The sequence below is a fragment of the Nocardia sp. NPDC050710 genome, from assembly GCF_040654375.1.
Lineage (GTDB): Bacteria > Actinomycetota > Actinomycetes > Mycobacteriales > Mycobacteriaceae > Nocardia.
Genome location: NZ_JBFAHV010000018.1, coordinates 122,124 through 138,547, shown reverse-complemented (window position 1 = coordinate 138,547; position 16,424 = coordinate 122,124). Strand labels below are relative to the sequence as shown.

Here is a 16,424-nt window from a genome sequence, read left to right as displayed (position 1 = left end):
GCCGATCGACACCATCTATGAACAGCGCTGCGCGAAGACACGCACGCCTTCGCATCCAGACAGCCACACGAACGCAGGTGGCGCATCCACGGGAACGCCTCGAAGCACCCGGCCGAAAACAGCGCCACCACCGTAATCGCGCGAGCTCAACAGCCCGACCTACCTGCCCCTGAAGCGACGGCCGAGTTCGGCAGCGGGCCCGCTGTGTACAAGCCGAAAACCGCATCACCAGGAAGGACGACACCTGCTCGCCCGAATGGCATTCGCGGATGCTCAAACACAGCGGACAGAAGATCTGCCATGCCGAAAAGATCCGAGTACGAGCCGATTAGGCACGGCTGCAAATGAATTGGCAGCACACAAGAACTCCAGTTACGTTTAGCAGCTTCCATCATCAGGAGGATGGGTAACCCATGCATGTCGAGGAAATCGTTATCCGCCGCACGCACCGTGTCCCGGTCCCGGACGGCCCGCTCGGTGACGGCGCGACTGCTGTCCGCCAACTCGACGCCGTACTCATGTCGATCGGGTTCAAGCTCTCCGACGACCTGTTCACCCAGTTGTCGGTGCTGTCGGCCGGAACGGTCATCGACACCGCAGTGCGCGTGCTCGACGTGGTCCGCGGCATGGTCGGCGACCACGTCCAGCACAACGTGTACTTCAGGGACTTTCCCGCCAATGTGCCCGACACCACCGAGTTTTGGGCCGAATGCCTGATCGAGGCGCTCGCCGATCCCGCGGCCGCAGCACAGATCGCCGGTGACGTACATGTTCTCGGCACACTGAACCTGCTGAGCTTGCCCCGGTACGGCCGCTACCAGCACAGCTACGACGAGATGCTCGCCGCACACCACGAATTCATCGCTGGCGCGAGCGATCGGGTGACGGTGCTTCATGCGGGCAGTTCACTGAACGAGGAAGTGGGCGCGCTCTACAACGCCATGGCCGCGGCGACCACCCCCGGAAACGACACCGACCGTGAAGACCTGGCAGCGCTGGCGTTGGCGTGCGTCGCGGATACAGCTCAGCCTCAGCAGATTCCGGTGCGGGAGAACCGTGCACTGATCAACTCGGTCCGGCTCTCCGTCAGAGCGGACCTGCTCGTGAACACCGTCACCGATGTGCTGCGTCTTGCGTGCGCGGTCTCCGGCGGTGACGTGACACTCGTGCACCCGAGCCGTTTCGGTGGGTTCGGCCGACCAGTGCGCCGGGCGCTGCTGGCGAGCCTGCACCGAGTGGTGCGAGACAATCCCGACGCGCTCGCCGATGTGCACCGGCACAGTGAGCAGTGGAAGCGCCTCGGCGAGCGCCTGCACCCCCATGAGCACCCGCAATGGCCTGGTGCCGCAGCGGTTTTCGCCGTCGCGCGCGGAGAACAACAGGCGCCATCGCTGGCGTCGAAGGCCGAACAGCTCTTCCGGCGCGGCGAGACCGTCGCCGCTGCGACGGTGTTGCAGAACGCCCCAGGCCAATTGGTGCGGGCCGTGGACAGGCTGCTGCGCTCCGCGGGCACACCTGCCGAGCAGGCCGAGATCGCCGACATCGTTGCCGCTACCGCCCGGCGCGTATCGGGCCGTGTGCTGCTGAGCCTGCGCGAGCACCTCGACAACCGACCGACAGGGCCCGCCCAGGGGCGGCGCATCTTCGTCAACCAGTCCGGTCGCGGCCACGCCGCCACCGACACCCGCGCACCGATCCCCGTACCGGTCATGGCGCGGCTCCGTGAGGTTCTCGACGAGGAGATCCGCCGCAGGATCCCCACCGGGCCCCGATGGGTGATCGATCCCGAGATGCTCGAGGTGGCGTTGCCGGTGAGCGGGAAGGCCGTCGCCGCGGGATTCGGCACGCTGCCCCGCGGATCGGTCTCGCCCGTCGACGGGCAGCTGTTGCGGTTCTTCGTCTACTGGCGGCAAGCAGACCAGCGCACCGATTTCGACCTCTCGGCCCTCATGCTGGACCGTACCTACCGCAACCCGACCTGGTTGTCCTACACCCACCTGTCCTCCCTCGGTGGGCGGCACTCCGGCGACATCACCGAAGCCCCCAACGGTGCGTCCGAATTCATCGACATCGACCTGACCGAGATTCCCGCCGACATCGTGATCCCGCAGGTGAACATTTTCTCCGGGGAAGGCTTCAACGAGGTCGCAGAATCATTTTTCGGATTCATGTGCCGCAACCCCGAACAGGAAGGGCAGCCCTACGAGCCGCGGACGGTTCGCATGAAGTCCGACCTGCGCGGCACCGGGCGCGTCGCGTTGCCGATAGCGTTCCTACGCGGCGACGACGGCCGATGGCGCGCAACATGGCTGCACCTACACGTCGCCGGACGCTTCGAGACGAACCAGGTCGAGAACAACCGCGCCACCACCACCGACCTCGTCCGCGCCACCTTCCAGCGGCGCCCACTCACGCTCGGCTACCTCGCCGCACTACGCGGCGCGACGATCGGTAGGCCCGAAGGCCCCGAGCCGGTCACCTACATCGGATTCGAACAGCCCGGCGACCTACCAGACAGGTCGGTGGTGATAACACCCGCAAACCTCGGTGAACTCCTCCCGGCATAACTGATATGCTCTGCCACGGTGAGGCCATGAGAACGCTTCCTTCTAACCGCTTTTGGACGCTTTCAGCCTTCTCGCTCTCCTCACCTCCACACTCCCTCGCCGCAGCGCTCAGGCACAGCCCAGCGGGGCACATTTCGATGTGGTACACCATCTCAAACTCCGGACGAGATTCATTGCCAAGCGGGAAAGATCCCGCCCGCCGCGCCTACCCCGACCGTGAGCTGCACATGGTGATGGACAAACTACGCCGCCCACAAGTTTATCGAGATCCGCAGGCGGCTGGCCGAAAACCGCTTACCCAAGTGCATTTCACACCCAACTCGGCCTCGTGGACGGACTTGGTGGAGGTCTGGTTCGGCATCATCGAACGCCAAGCCATCCACCGCGACGCCCGCGAATTGGCCACCACGCTCCGCACGTTTATCAAACCGATGGAAACCCCCGCACCGAGCCCGGCCCACGAAGATCGGATAGCGAACGAACGAGCAGCCAGCGCCGGTAGCGTCCGGACGGTGAAATCCGGGTCTGCGCATCCCGGTGCGCCACATGCATCTTCGCTCCCGGCAACCTGATTTCGGCAGAGATCACCCGCGACGCGCTGAGCCGCGAGGGCCACATCGTGTGCCACTCCACCCCCGACCACCTGCGCGGCGATCTGCCGCGGCTAGGCCGAGCTCCCGCGCGCGACAACGCGGCCTCGCCCTCCTCATCGGCACCCACCTCGGCATCCTGGCATTCATTGACCCCATCAGCGCCCGCCGACGCCACACCAACCAGCCAGCTACCTCACCCTCCGGCACCCTGAACACGGCAAACGGCATGTCCGCTCCCGCTGGTGGCCAGCGCCGACGACCCGGTCCAAGACGAGCACACTGATCGGCGGCGCGAAGGGTGTGAGCAGTGGTGGGCCCGCCGGCGAGCGAGGCACATGAATCCCCCGAGTCTGACCCGAGACCCGAACGCCACAGGCTCATCCCACTGCGAGGGTCGAGCCGAAACCTCATCCGCTATCTGTGCGTAGGGCCGCCCGCCGGGCGCGTCGCGGCACCCGCCGCACCAGCCCCTCGCCCTCGGCGACGGCCCACGAACCGCGCAGGCCCACAACGGTACTCTGCCCGCCCACCTCTTCGGTCCTGTCGACACCACGGGCTGGACGCACGGACTCCGCGACCGAATTGCACCGACTACGCCGCGCCAATGCCCGCACCACCCCCATCACCCGCGGGCGGGTACCTGCACCAACGGGTGCACATCCACGCCGTGCACCGCCATCACGCCGTCCCCGACCACGGCCCGACCGAATTCAATACTGCCTCAAGGAGTTCCCACCATGGCCGCACTCGCCGACTACCTCCCCACGACCATCGGCAAGACCCGGATGAGACCCGACCTCGATCGCTACATCCCAATAGTCCGCCTCGATCCCCGCTATCAGCCCTACCTGTCCGCCGATACCCAGCCCACCAAACGTGTGCTGGACGTGGGACATCACGCCGCGTTCGCGGTACCGCCCGGCCCTGGCACCGCGATCGCAGAGTTCCCCGGCATCGTCACCCGCGCAGTCAGGCTGCCGGTCATGGCGTTAGTGCGCGTGGAACACACCACCCAGGTCGTCGCCGTGCATGGTGACGGAATCCACCGGATCCGTAGAGACACTGACACCTTCGGCGGCTCGCCGACCGGTATCAGCTGGCACCTGGCAGAGCTAGACAGCCGCTGGGTGATCGCGGTCCACGACCAGGACCCGCACGTCGGACGCTGCTGGGCGTCATGATCGGCAACTCGACCGAACTGGTCGCATGGATCCGCAAAAACCTGCCCGCCCTCGACGAGACCCGGTTCGAACCGTGGCAGGCCGAAACCGCCACCCCCGCAGCGCTATCAACCGAAATCCACGTGCGCATCCGCACCCCCGGGATACCCGACCGCACCACACACGTCACCCTCACCGCCGCCCCGACCGCCGCCGCCGACTGCCCACCGCGCACGCCTTCGTCCGCGCCAGATCCGAGGTGACCATGACCGATCCCACCCCTGCCACACCCACCAGCATCTGGACGTGCGCCGGTGCCGACACGCCTGACCCACGCACCGGTCTCGGCCAGGATGGTGACTGCTCACATCACCCTGGCCTCCGCTACCGGACCCGCCCGGTCTGGAGCGCGCCGTCGATCCCCGCGACTGTGGGATGTATTCACGCGCACGCCGTGTCAGGCCCGTTAGGCTGCGTGCAGGGGTCAGGGTCGGCGGGGTCACGTACATTCTCGTTTCCGTCGGTCGAACCCGATGCTGCCCCGTCCACTGCCTCACCGGGCGCCGCGGCGCGAAAGTGGATGCGCCCACAATCCCCTCCGGGCGCATCTGATTCCCTATTCCCTAGAAGGTGAGGTGCCGCGCGTTCAGGTACGACGCAGCTGCGGTCGTTCACGCCGTCCCGGTCGTGGGGAGACGATGGGCGGAGCGGGACTTTCTCGAAGTCCTGGTCTGCCGTAGTGGTTGTGGGTAGCGGTACACCCAAAGGCCTCGCGCGCCGTCGTTGATTGCGTTCGCAGCGCTGGGTCGCTGGTGACCTCCGCCTTTGGCGCCTTTGGAGATCCGGATGCGGTCGAATCCGTCGAATCTGTACAGCGTGCCGGGCGTGCCCGGCAGGCTCGTGCTCGACAGTGCCTCAAGATCACGGGCCACTCGTTCGCAATGCTCAGGCCATTCATGAGGGCACAGAGCAGAGCGCCGGGTTCGTTGGCGCCATCTGATGTGCTGATCCCGGTGGCCGCGTTCGTGATCGTTGCCGGTGTGGGCGTTCTGATTCGCCTGATGTTCCGCTGAACCCCTCTTCTTGCCCGCATCCGATTGGGTGCGGCTATTTGTGCTGCCGAAAAGAGGTAGCCGATTGATTGGAGTAGTTATGCCCCTGTTGATTCCGTCGATTCTTGCGGCCCTGCTCGGATTCGTGCCCGGCCCGCATTTCGAAACCGCACCGGGACATGTGGAGAACATTCCCGGCGTGATGTCGGTCCAGCCCGAGACCGACGGCCAGGTACTGAGCGTCCAGAACTGGGGCGCGCCCATCCTGTAGCGCACCGGTTGCCCGAGCCGGAATGAATTCGGGCGGTTCCTGCGCGGTGCGCCGCCACATCGGCGGTGGGTGGTTCGACCCCACCCGAGGGCACTCACGCGGTCGTCAACTCCCACGACCGCACCCCAATTGTTTCGCTCGCCAGGTCATATCGGACGCACAGACACAGGGTCCGACTCGGTAGCGGTGCCTGCGGCCACGGACGCCCGGCGCCGCCCGCTGGTCGCATCACTGAAGGCTCCCCGCTCGACGACAGGGCGGGTCGACCCAGCATGTCCCGAGAATCCAGCCGCGCCCGAATAACGCCGCACAGTAGCGCCACGGTCCGAAGCCGCCAACTCCCTGTCGCGCGACACCCACGGTGCTCTGACACCCGCGGGCGCAATCGATGTCATTGACGACCGAGACCATGCCCGCCCAGATCATGACGCAGCACAGCAGGGTTCGCGATCAGCTCAAACACTGTGTGGCCGTCGACCATACCCGCCAACGAGCCTCACATCCTCGCCGATCCGGCTCCCCACAACATTACGGAAGGAGGTGATCGATGTGATTCCGATACCGGCCTGTCTGGCCGGGCTGCTGCGGTCGGCCCCGCTGCACCTGGGTGGCTTGCACTTCCCGGTCATGGAGTGGCCGCTGTAGTGCCTCTCTATGCCGGTGCAGGTCAACCTGGCAATCGAGGTGACGCGTAGCCCCAGGACGACCGCGGACGTCCTGGGGCACGCATCCACACCGGATCCACTTGACGCCCCGGCACACGTCCAGGGCAATTGTGCAGCCTGGCCAAGCCCACCCATCGGCCAGCATCCCGAGGATGACCGTTCCGAATCCGCGTACCCGCTATTTCTGTCAAACACGTTCCGAGAGAGGGATATCCGATGAATCGCGACGACCGGTCGCGCAACACGCAGGAGGTGTCAGCCTCTCAGCTGCTGACGGTCCTGCGCGGCCTGATGGGTGCAGGCAAAACTACCTTGGCGACCTCCCTTGCCGAGACATCCCCCAACATCGCCGTCGTCTGCAGGGACACCATCCGCGAGATCAACTTCCATCGCGACGGGCTTCTGTCCCGTGACGAAGAAGACATCGTCAGCGGCATCGAAATGGCGCAAGTCGTCGAACATCTCGACATGGGACGCAACGTCATCGTCGACGCCACGCACCTGGATCCCGACCATGTGCAGCGATGGGTTGCCCTCGCCCGAGCCCGCGCAATCGAACTGGTTCTGGTCGACGTTCTCGCGCCCGTCGATGTCTGCATCGCCAACGTCAAACGCCGCAAGAACCAGGGTGGGCGCGACGTAGACCCACGAGTGATCCGTGACGCGCACCGCCGTCATCCCCCCAGCTCGTGGAGCCCGCCCGCGACCTTCACCATCGGATCGTCCACGCCCACGCACAGCAACCACCGTGCTCCCCGTGGTCGCGGACGCAATTCCACCGCGAAATGAGCTGAAGTCCGTCGACATTCAGCGCCCGGACCCCACACGGCTGCTGCACGATGCTGCGCTGACCGGAGGGCGTCGCTGGTGAAGGCTTGCCCGCCGCCGAGCTCGCACCCCTCGAATCCTGTCGTGGGCGAGCGATCCGGCGTAATCCAACGTCACAGACTCGTGGTCACTGATGGCCCGCGGCACCGTCAACCAGGGCGTCCACCGTTGATGCCGTTATACAGCTGGTAGCACGCGCCGAACGCCGAAGCGAGATTGTCGCTCACACATTGAGTGCATACACGCTACTTTGCGTGTATGCCTGAATCCTGGTCGAGCTACATAGCCCGAAATGCTGGCAGCTGCTCCTTGAAAGCGATCACTGATATCGCGAGAGTCGATACGCCGCAGGCGTCGCACTGGAAGTCTGGTAACACACAATGTCGTCCAGTTCGCTGGCCCTTGACAGCGATCCGATGGAAGCGCTCGTCACCAGGCGGGTTCCTGACACCCGAGGAAGCCCGGGGCGACCAGCTACTGTTCACGCTGGTGCAGCGGACCTGAGCAGCGACAAACTGCGCATCCGCCTCAATCACATTTATAGTCAAAGGAACTCGAAATGAACGGCGACAACAACAGCGCTCCGCACGCGACTGTTTTCGACATCCCCGGTTGGCCGTGCCCGCCGCGAGTCCGCGACATCCCCAACCACGAAAACAGCTGGGGCCACATCGCTCTCATCGGCAACGGACCGCGAGACCATCTCGCAACCGACGAACTCGGCCACCTGTGGGTAAACGGAGATGTCGCTCCCAAATTCATGTTGCCCTCCGAAGAGATCAGCAACCCTGGGGCGATCATCTTCGCCGCACAGTCCGGCATCGGACTCTACCTACACCCGAAGTCCTATCGATTCTTGAGGTCGGTCAGCCGCCTGGACCTCCAAAAGCAGCCGGGCCAGTGGCTTCCAGTGAACGAAGTCGCCACCGACCTCCCGGACTTCGTGAAGGAAGCATTGTAGGAGATCCGCTGAAGACCCCCACATTGCTGATGTGCACCTGGGGGTGGGGAATAGGGACGAATTGATGCGCAGGTAGGTCGAAAGGTCGTCCACCTGCACTGTGAGGACACATCGTGTCGGCGACCGAGCGGGACAGAAGTCCTGCCGCGGTCGATGCGCACCACCGCGGGCAGCCCACCGGCCAGTCCTTGGGCTCTCGGCGCACCACCGCCACCCGCGACACTGCCGATACGTTCTCCCAGTTCGGGGTCTGCGGTGTCATCGCCGCACCGAGGACGGACTACCTCGCCGGACCGACGATCGGTCGTATTCGACTGGCGACCCGACCGGCGCGGGGCCGGGTCGGTGATCGGCTGGCCAGTTGAAGGCAACCTGTGGGTCACTGTCGCCGCTTCCCTATTAACTCCGTGTGTTGCAGCTGATGGTGTTGCAGTACATGGAGGAGGGTGATGTCCAGGTTGTGGACGGTGCATTGGGTGTCTGTCGAAGCATTCGCGCGAATCGTCAACGTCCTCACCGTCGAAAACGATCGCCTTGCCCGCAAGTCCGGGCACAGCATGCGACCCGTCATCCCGCTCAACCCCGAAACGAACTGACTTTCTTGCTACCCGGCGGCGGCGGGTTCCTCGTCGTCGCCGAGAGAAATGATCAAGACCTGTGGATGACGGGAAGGACGCACCTTCCCGGATGATCTATCAGTCCAATGTCTTGATCACGCCGGCGCGCCAACGCCGGTCGGGAAGGTACGTCCGTGCTCACGGTAGTTCAGAACACATCCGCCTTCGACGACGAGGGCGGTTCGACCCGGTCGTTGCTCGATGAGATCGTCCGCGATGGTGCCCGGCAGATGTTGGCTGCCGCGTTGAAGGCCGAGGTCGCCGCGTATGTTGCCCAGTTCGCTGACCAGCTCGATGAAAACGGTCATCGCCTGGTGGTGCGTAACGGCTACCACGCCGAACGGGAAGTCCTCACCGCGGCAGGCGCGGTGGCGGTGCGGGCGCCGCGGGTGAACGACAAGCGGGTCGATCCGGAATCCGGTGAACGGCAACGGTTCTCCTCCGCGATACTGCCTGCTTGGGCGCGCAAGTCACCGCAGGTCACCGAGGTGCTGCCGCTGCTGTACCTGCACGGGCTGTCCACCGGCGATTTCGGTCCTGCGCTCGAGCAGTTCCTCGGTTCCGGTGCCGGGTTGTCGGCGGCGTCGATCACCCGCCTGACCGCCGGGTGGCAGGACGAGGCCCGCGCGTTCGCCTCCCGGGATCTGTCCGGCACCGATTACGTGTACTTGTGGGTCGACGGAATCCACACCAAAGTGCGTCTCGATCAGGAGAAACTATGCCTGCTGGTGATGATCGGGGTGCGCAGCGACGGCCGCAAGGAACTCGTCGCCATCAGCGACGGCTACCGCGAGTCCACCGAATCATGGGCCGATCTGCTGCGGGACTGCCGCCGCCGTGGCATGACCGCGCCGGTGCTGGCCGTCGGGGACGGCGCGCTCGGGTTCTGGAAAGCGCTGCGCGATGTGTTCCCGCAAACCCGGGAACAGCGATGCTGGTTCCACAAATCCGCGAATGTTCTTGCCGCACTGCCGAAATCGGCGCATCCTGGCGCGCTCGCGGCGATGAAGGACATCTACAACGCCGAAGACATCGACAAGGCGCAACTCGCGGTCAAAGCCTTCGAGATCGACTACGGCAAGAAGTATCCCGAAGCGGTCGCCAAAATCACCGACGACCTCGATGTCTTGCTCGAGTTCTACAAATACCCGGCCGAGCACTGGATCCACCTGCGCACCACCAACCCGATCGAATCCACCTTCGCCACCGTGCGACTACGCACGAAAGTCACCAAAGGGCCGGGCTCACGCGCGGCGGGAATCGCCATGGCCTACAAACTGATCGAGGCCGCCCAGGCCCGCTGGCGCAAGGTCAACGCGCCCGAACTCGTCGCCCTCGTCCGCGCCGGAGCCCTGTTCCACAAGGGCAAGCTGCTCGAACGCCCCCGCGAAATCACCCCGGCCTCGTCAACCGGTCCGGCCGACACCACCCGAACGGAGGTCGCCTGAAACAGACCGAACCACAGGTTTTGACAATTCCTCGTCGCCGAACAGCAGAAGCTGCTGCGGCGCAGTGGTGGACGGGCCGATCCGGCGCAGACATCGAGCGCAGGTGACTTCCGCTCGCGTCGGCGCCAAGGCTGTCGGCGACCACCCCGCGACACCCGTGTGACAGAGAAGCTCGGGTACTTCCTCGTCCCCAACCCATTGCCCGAGGCTGACCGCATGCACCGTCCGCCGGCCCGCACAACCGCATGCACGTCCGGGGCGCCGAACACGGCCCGGGTCGAAGCAGCGAGCGGGGCTATGTCGGTCACACGACCACCATACGGTCGGACACCGACATCACAGACGGCTAATTCGGGCGCATCAGTCTCGGCTACGGCCTCTCGTCAGTCCGGTTCGGCAACACACCCGGACTTGACAGGGAACGCAGGTGCGACGGCCAGCCGGTGTCGGTGGTGACACGGCCTGTTTCGGAGGCCGCAATACCCGCCCCCGCGAGTCCAGCATCGTTTCCCACGGTCGGATCCACCGCCGTGCCGGACTCTGAAGTGTCTGTGTCCGTGGGCTTTTCCGCCATCACACCGGCCACCGTGGCTGTGGGCGGTTCGGTCACCGTTGATCGAGGTGGTGTGTTGCCGTCGTCGGGGGCGGAGTGTGCGTGGCTGATCAGTTCGCGTATCTGCTTCGGTGTGAGCTGCAAGATCTCGGCGACCTCGCCGAGGGTGCAGTCCTCGGCCCGGATCGCAGCCGCGGCGCGTGCCTGTCGTTGACGTTGCCCGGCGATCGTGTCCGCCGTGCGGGCGCGGGCGTCGCTGATCCGGCGCTCGGCGGCGGCGATCACCTCCTCGAGGTCGTGCTCCGCCGCAGCGATCGCCGTGCCCGCTTCGAAGAACTGCGCCTCTGCAACGTCGATGCGACTCAGCCGCTCCTTCGCCGCAGCGTGGCGTCGCTGACGAGCACGCCGACGTTCCTCGCGCGTCGGCTCGCCGGTACGCGAGGAACGGCGTGCGCCATTGGTATTCGGTTGTTCCACGGTGATGCTCCTGACTGACAGATTCCAGATCCCGCCAGTCCCCTTGCCCGCCAGCCTAACGCCCCGTACCGACACTGGTCGCCGATCGTGGCCCGCGCGGCCGGATATACTGGTCGGCGCGTCGCGCTGCGGAAAAGAGTTTCTGTCTCCGTGCGGCGTTCGCCCTGCGGTCCCTGCCTGGAACTGCCTTCACCGGTGGTAGGTCATCAGATCTTCGTGTGGCATCCGGTGTGGGTGCGGCTGAACGACTTTCAGCCGCGCCCACACCGCTACCGCCACCCCGCCCTTTTGGTCACACCCGCCACCACTCCAGGCATCGGTCTCCAGTTCAGTCGAATCCAGGGTGCGCCGGTCGGCCCACGTAGGTCCCGTCCCCATTCGGCACACACAGCGAGTTCCTGCACGCTACGCCTGCCTCACCTTCCACAACCGGCGCTTCGGCGGCACCTCGCCCTCACCGGGCCGAACCCTCTTTCATCTCGCACCGATAGCGGCTCACTTCATCGACGGCGACAACGCGCACCCGGTCTCGGGCTCGGCGCGTGTTTCGTCCTGTCCTGCACCGGCCGCGACACGACCGATGCTCGTTCTTCCGCATCCGAACGGATCCCCATGCCTGAACAACTGGTCCGCCCCCTGCCCGGCAGGAACCATGTCGTGTTGTACGACATCGACGCCGCGCGCCGCGCTGTCGGTCTCACCATCGTCTGCCCGTACGAGCCATGCCAGGCATCGGCGGGTAAGCCGTGCACACGCACCGACGTCACCGGTCGACGCTGGGAAACGCGGCTCTTGCACCCTGTGCGCATCAACACCGCCGAACGCGAGCGTGCCGAGACAGCCACACGCAGCAACACCTCCTCCCCGCAGAAGAAGTCGCGCCCGCCGCAGCCGTCGGCGCGCACCCGCGCATCCCGCCGTTCCGCGATCACCACCTCCCTCACACAGTCGGGCAACCGCTACCGGCCCACGACGGCGAACACCCCTCCCACCCGTGCCCGTCGCCGATCCCGCAGACTGTCGCGACTGCGTGCCGAGCGGCAGACCCGCCAAGGCAGCGCCTAGGTCACCCGACACCGATCTCCATTGCACCCCATCTCGCGCGAATGGCGAGGCCCTCACCGTCGAAATCCGAGGTGAGGGCGAGGCGCCGCCGAGCGTCAGTTCGCATCACCGGTGTCGAGAACCACACGCCCGCAGCGTCTTCGGTTCACCCGACCGGCCATCACATCACGCACCGAAGATCCGAGCCGCGTCGTGCCGCGACGACTGTCCTCACCCCGTCACAGCCCGTCGATGCCCGCAGGGATGCGGTACGCCGCAGCCGCAGCAGGCTCGCCCGACCCGCGTCTTCCCATCGCCTGAAAGGAACTCGCCCGGCGAGACGGTCCCTGGGGTGCACCGCGCCCGCGTCGATGTCGAGGATGTACGCGCCGCGGCCGAACGTGTTCTCGCTGTGGGCTTCCGCGATCGTGACGCTCACCTCGCCAACGGGCACCCACCCCGATACGTCGTAGGTGGGACCCCGAGTTGTCTTGCCGCGGTGGTCATGGCCGAACTCGGCGTGAGCGTGCAAGCCCTACGGCGGCTGGATCGCGCGGAGGCCAAGACCCCGATTGAGCTGTCGGATTCGCGGGATCCGTTGTTGCGGTAGTTCACCCCGGCGGCGGCGCGGGCGCTGCTGGATTCGTTACAACGCCACCAAGACGCCGGGGCGACGCGGCCCGGGCACTGACCGCCGCCGTCACCACCGACATCCCACAAACACCCCATGGCCGCCCCTGGATCGCAGCACCGAAATGAGGTCACACCATCCATGCCCAACCACACACCGGCACTCGTGCCGCCCATCCTGCAATCGCGTGGACACCGGTTCACCACCGACTTCCGACAGCGTCTGGCCTACACCCTGGCGTGGACCACACTGGCCCGCGCCTACGACCACCTCACCCACCACGGCCCCGTGACAGCAACGGGTGTGGTGGAGGCGATCAGTGAGACGGAGGTGACCGATGCCGTGCCCGAACACCTCGCAGAACTGCTGTTTCAGGCTGTGATCGGACGCGACGGCACCGACACCACCGCCCGCACGCTGGCGGCGATCATCGAGCACTACCACCGCGAGTACGGGCTACTCATCGATGTCGATGCCGGGATCATCGACGTCGATGACGCCGTCGACGCCACCGCACGCACCCTCCACCATCGCGATGGGCTGGCCTCGTGCCGCGAACTCGCGGCGTTGCGGGCAGCCACCCAGGTACTCCAACTCTCCGCCTGCCCCCACTTCTTCTCGACGTCGCTGGCGATACCGTCGACCCGCCGGCAATACGACTGGCTCCACGACCGGCTTCTCGCACTTGGGGCCGTCACCGAGGCGCAATGCCGGACGGCGCTGTTCGTGCTGGCCTATCTCACCGGCCAGACCGCTCACCTGGATCTAATCGCCGACACCCCGGTCCTGCTCAGCTCCGCCGAGGAGGTCAAGGCGGTCCTACGAGACACGCTCATCCAGGCCGCCGAGCCCGGCGACGGCTGGGGTCATCGCCCCAGGGATGTCCTGCGCGAGCAGTGGTTCCTGGCCTCGGTCACTCTGCTGCCGGGACCCGATCAGCACGCGGTGACTTCACGGCGGGAGGCGATCCTCACCCGCGCGAGGACCGACTTCGAACCGCTGTGGCCCTCGCACCTCAACCGCGAGGCGCTCACGGAATCGGTGCTCGACTTCGCCCGGTCACTGACCAGTGTGGAACGCCACTGCGATGACCTGTTCGACCGCCCGGTCAGCAATCGCGAGGATCTGGCCACCGACCTCGCCGAGGATATCGCCCATCTCACCGAGCGCCGTGCGAACGTGCACGCTGTACTCGCCCACCCGGATCTGCTGGCCATCGAGCAGGCCCACCTCGCCCATATTTCGGCCAGTGTCGACCTCGGCGAACCGCTACCCGAGTTGATCCTGGTCGGGGAACACAGCAAACGCGCCGCCGACCGGTCCCGCGACACCGACGCGGAACTCGGCACGTGCCACCAGGGCGGACAACGCCTGGCCAGCGCCCTGGCCCAGCACGGCCTGCACATCGACGTGCCTGTCGGCCCGAAATCCGACGAACTCGGCCAAGCCGTGGACACCATCGACTACCACCTGCTGCTACTCGCCAACGGCAGCCCCATCGACCAAAACAGACTCCGCGACTACAGCCACGCCATCGACACCCTCGACCGCGTCCAGCGCGCCGAAGGACTCACCGACGCGGCCCGATCCGGCATCGGTGGTGCGCTGCGCGCCGCGATCCAGACAGCGCTGCTGCACGGGGAAGAGCACCGCGACCGCGTCCACGCCTGGGACACCCGGATCAAGGAGGCGGCCGAAACCCGCCCCTCCACAGCACCGCCCGACTGTGCGAGCACCGAGAGCGGCATCGGCGACGTCCCCGATCTCGAGCAGCCGGTCCCCGCACCCGAACACACCCTGGTGTGTCCCGCCGGGCCACACCATCGATCCGAGAGGAACTCATGACCCCCGAACCCGGCGACTACGTGCGGATCACCGGTGTCATGCCCAACAACCCCGACCCGTCCGAAATCCTCACCGGCGACGCCGACCGCACTTCCCGCGAGGAGGTGTCGTGATCGACTCCGGTACTGGCGTACCCATGCTCACCGTCGAGGACATCATCGGCGGACACGGGCAAGTCAACGATGTCGTGTTCATCGTCATACGTCACGGTGTGTCGCTGCGCTACCAGATCCACGTCGACGACCACCTGCGCCAATCTCGTTTCAGGGTAGCGGCATTCGACTCGCAGCGGGTCCAGTGGAACCCGATCGCGTCGATCGTGAGCGCCAGCTTCGCCATTGCCAGTGGCCCCGATCCCACCGAGGTGACCGCGCCGGAGTCCAGGTGGATCGCCAGCCCCTACAACGACGATCCGTCCGTGAAGGCCGCCAGCTGGCAGAAGATCGTCGTCGCGCTCACCGAGCAGGTCTATCTGGCCTTCGGTTGGCCTCTCTGAATCGGGGACGCAGGCTCTCCCCGCGCGGGGAGAGCCTGCATCGGATCTCCGCAGAGGCGACGCCCGGTCGCCCGCTCGTCCCGGTTCGGTCCCTGGACCGCTCACCCAGCACACCGATTTCCGGCCCCGCGCACCCACTGAATCGCCGTATACCGGCGACGGTTTCGCCGTGTGTTCCACCGTGTCGGCCCGCAGCCGTCGCGGCCGGGGGTCGACCGCCCACTCAGACGCTCTCCAGAGAAGAGGATGCAGATGGCATATTTAGGAAAGTCCGGATGTACCTCGCCGGACTGCACGCAGGAGAGTCGAACCGGTTCCGGTGGTTCGAAGACCACGACCTGCTTCGGGTGGCACTGCGACCACTGCCACGGCCCGGCCAACGTCATGGGAATCTGCGAAGTTGGCTGCGCCGGATACCAGAACGCATGCCGCGAGTTCGATTCCATGGTCGCAGATCTCCACGCCGCACGCGACAGCGCCCCGGCGGCCGACTGACCATCAACCGACATCGCTCCACACCATGTCACCCCGGCGCGAGCACGCTATCTCGTTCTTGCGTTGATCCGGGGCAGGCGAGTCGAACACCAGCCCGCGCGGTCACTCGAAGCCACCACGACTGCGCGCGGTGTCGTGACTCGGAACATTCACCAGTACACTGCGATTCATTCTCGAAGGAGCCAGCTATGGCAGGCGACACGGTCATCACTATCCTCGGTAACCTGACCTCCGATCCCGAACTCCGGTTCACCCCTGCCGGTGCGGCCGTCGCGAACTTCACTGTCGCGTCGACCCCTCGTGTCTTCGACCGTAACAGCAACGAATGGAAAGACGGCCCGGCACTGTTCCTGCGCTGCAATATCTGGCGTGAGGCTGCGGAAAATGTCGCCGAAAGCCTGACCCGCGGTGTACGGGTCATCGTCAGTGGGCGTCTCAAGCAACGCAGCTACGAGACCCGTGAAGGCGAGAAGCGCACCGTCGTGGAGCTCGAAGTCGATGAGGTCGGGCCCTCGTTGCGGTATGCGACCGCGAAGGTGAACAAAGCTGACCGCAAAGGCGGATTCGGCGGCGCGGAAACCTCAGACAGCCAGGGTAGCAGCACTCCCGCCTCGGGGAGCTCGGACGCGGACGGGTCGGATCCGTGGTCGAACAGCCAGCTCGTCTCAGCAGGTGCACGCGTCGAACCGCCGTTCTGATCTCGCACTGGTATCCATTGCGC

14 protein-coding genes are annotated in these 16,424 nt (G+C 65.8%); all 14 read left to right on the top strand.

What is annotated here, in order from left to right; all coding sequences use genetic code 11:
• Nucleotides 1-413 precede the first annotated feature (413 nt).
• The 14 genes from AB0H61_RS26610 (at nucleotide 414) to AB0H61_RS26545 (ending at nucleotide 16,401) form a co-directional block, all read left to right on the top strand.
• The gene (locus tag AB0H61_RS26610) at nucleotides 414-2,567 is read left to right on the top strand and encodes a TerD family protein (protein ID WP_357309582.1); all 2,154 of its coding nucleotides are present in this window, start codon (nucleotides 414-416) and stop codon (nucleotides 2,565-2,567) included.
• 137 nt (nucleotides 2,568-2,704) lie between these two features.
• Nucleotides 2,705-3,139, top strand: coding sequence for a hypothetical protein (locus AB0H61_RS26605; RefSeq protein ID WP_357309579.1), 435 nt, complete (start codon nucleotides 2,705-2,707; stop codon nucleotides 3,137-3,139).
• Between the two features lie 758 nt (nucleotides 3,140-3,897).
• The gene (locus AB0H61_RS26600; RefSeq protein ID WP_357309577.1) at nucleotides 3,898-4,341 is read left to right on the top strand and encodes a hypothetical protein; all 444 of its coding nucleotides are present in this window, start codon (nucleotides 3,898-3,900) and stop codon (nucleotides 4,339-4,341) included.
• The gene (locus tag AB0H61_RS26595) at nucleotides 4,338-4,583 is read left to right on the top strand and encodes a hypothetical protein (RefSeq protein ID WP_357309574.1); all 246 of its coding nucleotides are present in this window, start codon (nucleotides 4,338-4,340) and stop codon (nucleotides 4,581-4,583) included. The genes AB0H61_RS26600 and AB0H61_RS26595 overlap by 4 nt, the downstream gene beginning before the upstream one ends.
• An 889-nt stretch (nucleotides 4,584-5,472) precedes the next feature.
• Nucleotides 5,473-5,643 (top strand): hypothetical protein, encoded by a 171-nt coding sequence (locus AB0H61_RS26590; protein ID WP_357309571.1) that lies wholly within the window; start codon nucleotides 5,473-5,475, stop codon nucleotides 5,641-5,643.
• Between the two features lie 881 nt (nucleotides 5,644-6,524).
• Nucleotides 6,525-7,097 carry an AAA family ATPase gene (locus AB0H61_RS26585; RefSeq protein WP_357309568.1) on the top strand — a complete coding sequence of 191 codons (573 nt, stop codon included), beginning with the start codon at nucleotides 6,525-6,527 and terminating at the stop codon, nucleotides 7,095-7,097.
• Between the two features lie 598 nt (nucleotides 7,098-7,695).
• Nucleotides 7,696-8,097 (top strand): hypothetical protein, encoded by a 402-nt coding sequence (locus AB0H61_RS26580; protein WP_357309565.1) that lies wholly within the window; start codon nucleotides 7,696-7,698, stop codon nucleotides 8,095-8,097.
• Nucleotides 8,098-8,848: 751 nt separating this feature from the next.
• On the top strand, nucleotides 8,849-10,162 hold the full coding sequence (locus AB0H61_RS26575) for an IS256 family transposase (protein ID WP_357309562.1): 1,314 nt from the start codon (nucleotides 8,849-8,851) through the stop codon (nucleotides 10,160-10,162).
• 655 nt (nucleotides 10,163-10,817) lie between these two features.
• Nucleotides 10,818-11,210: a hypothetical protein gene (locus AB0H61_RS26570; protein ID WP_357309559.1), complete on the top strand. Its 393-nt coding sequence runs from the start codon at nucleotides 10,818-10,820 to the stop codon at nucleotides 11,208-11,210.
• Nucleotides 11,211-11,804: 594 nt separating this feature from the next.
• A complete protein-coding gene (locus AB0H61_RS26565) occupies nucleotides 11,805-12,257 on the top strand; it encodes a hypothetical protein (protein ID WP_357309557.1) in 453 nt (150 codons plus the stop codon).
• Between the two features lie 331 nt (nucleotides 12,258-12,588).
• Nucleotides 12,589-12,846 (top strand): hypothetical protein, encoded by a 258-nt coding sequence (locus tag AB0H61_RS26560; RefSeq protein ID WP_357309554.1) that lies wholly within the window; start codon nucleotides 12,589-12,591, stop codon nucleotides 12,844-12,846.
• Between the two features lie 162 nt (nucleotides 12,847-13,008).
• Nucleotides 13,009-14,712, top strand: coding sequence for a hypothetical protein (locus AB0H61_RS26555; protein WP_357309551.1), 1,704 nt, complete (start codon nucleotides 13,009-13,011; stop codon nucleotides 14,710-14,712).
• Between the two features lie 109 nt (nucleotides 14,713-14,821).
• Nucleotides 14,822-15,208, top strand: coding sequence for a hypothetical protein (locus AB0H61_RS26550; RefSeq protein WP_357309548.1), 387 nt, complete (start codon nucleotides 14,822-14,824; stop codon nucleotides 15,206-15,208).
• 683 nt (nucleotides 15,209-15,891) lie between these two features.
• Complete coding sequence (locus tag AB0H61_RS26545) at nucleotides 15,892-16,401, top strand: single-stranded DNA-binding protein (protein WP_357309545.1); 510 nt, start codon at nucleotides 15,892-15,894, stop codon at nucleotides 16,399-16,401.
• The last annotated feature ends 23 nt before the right edge of the window (nucleotides 16,402-16,424 follow it).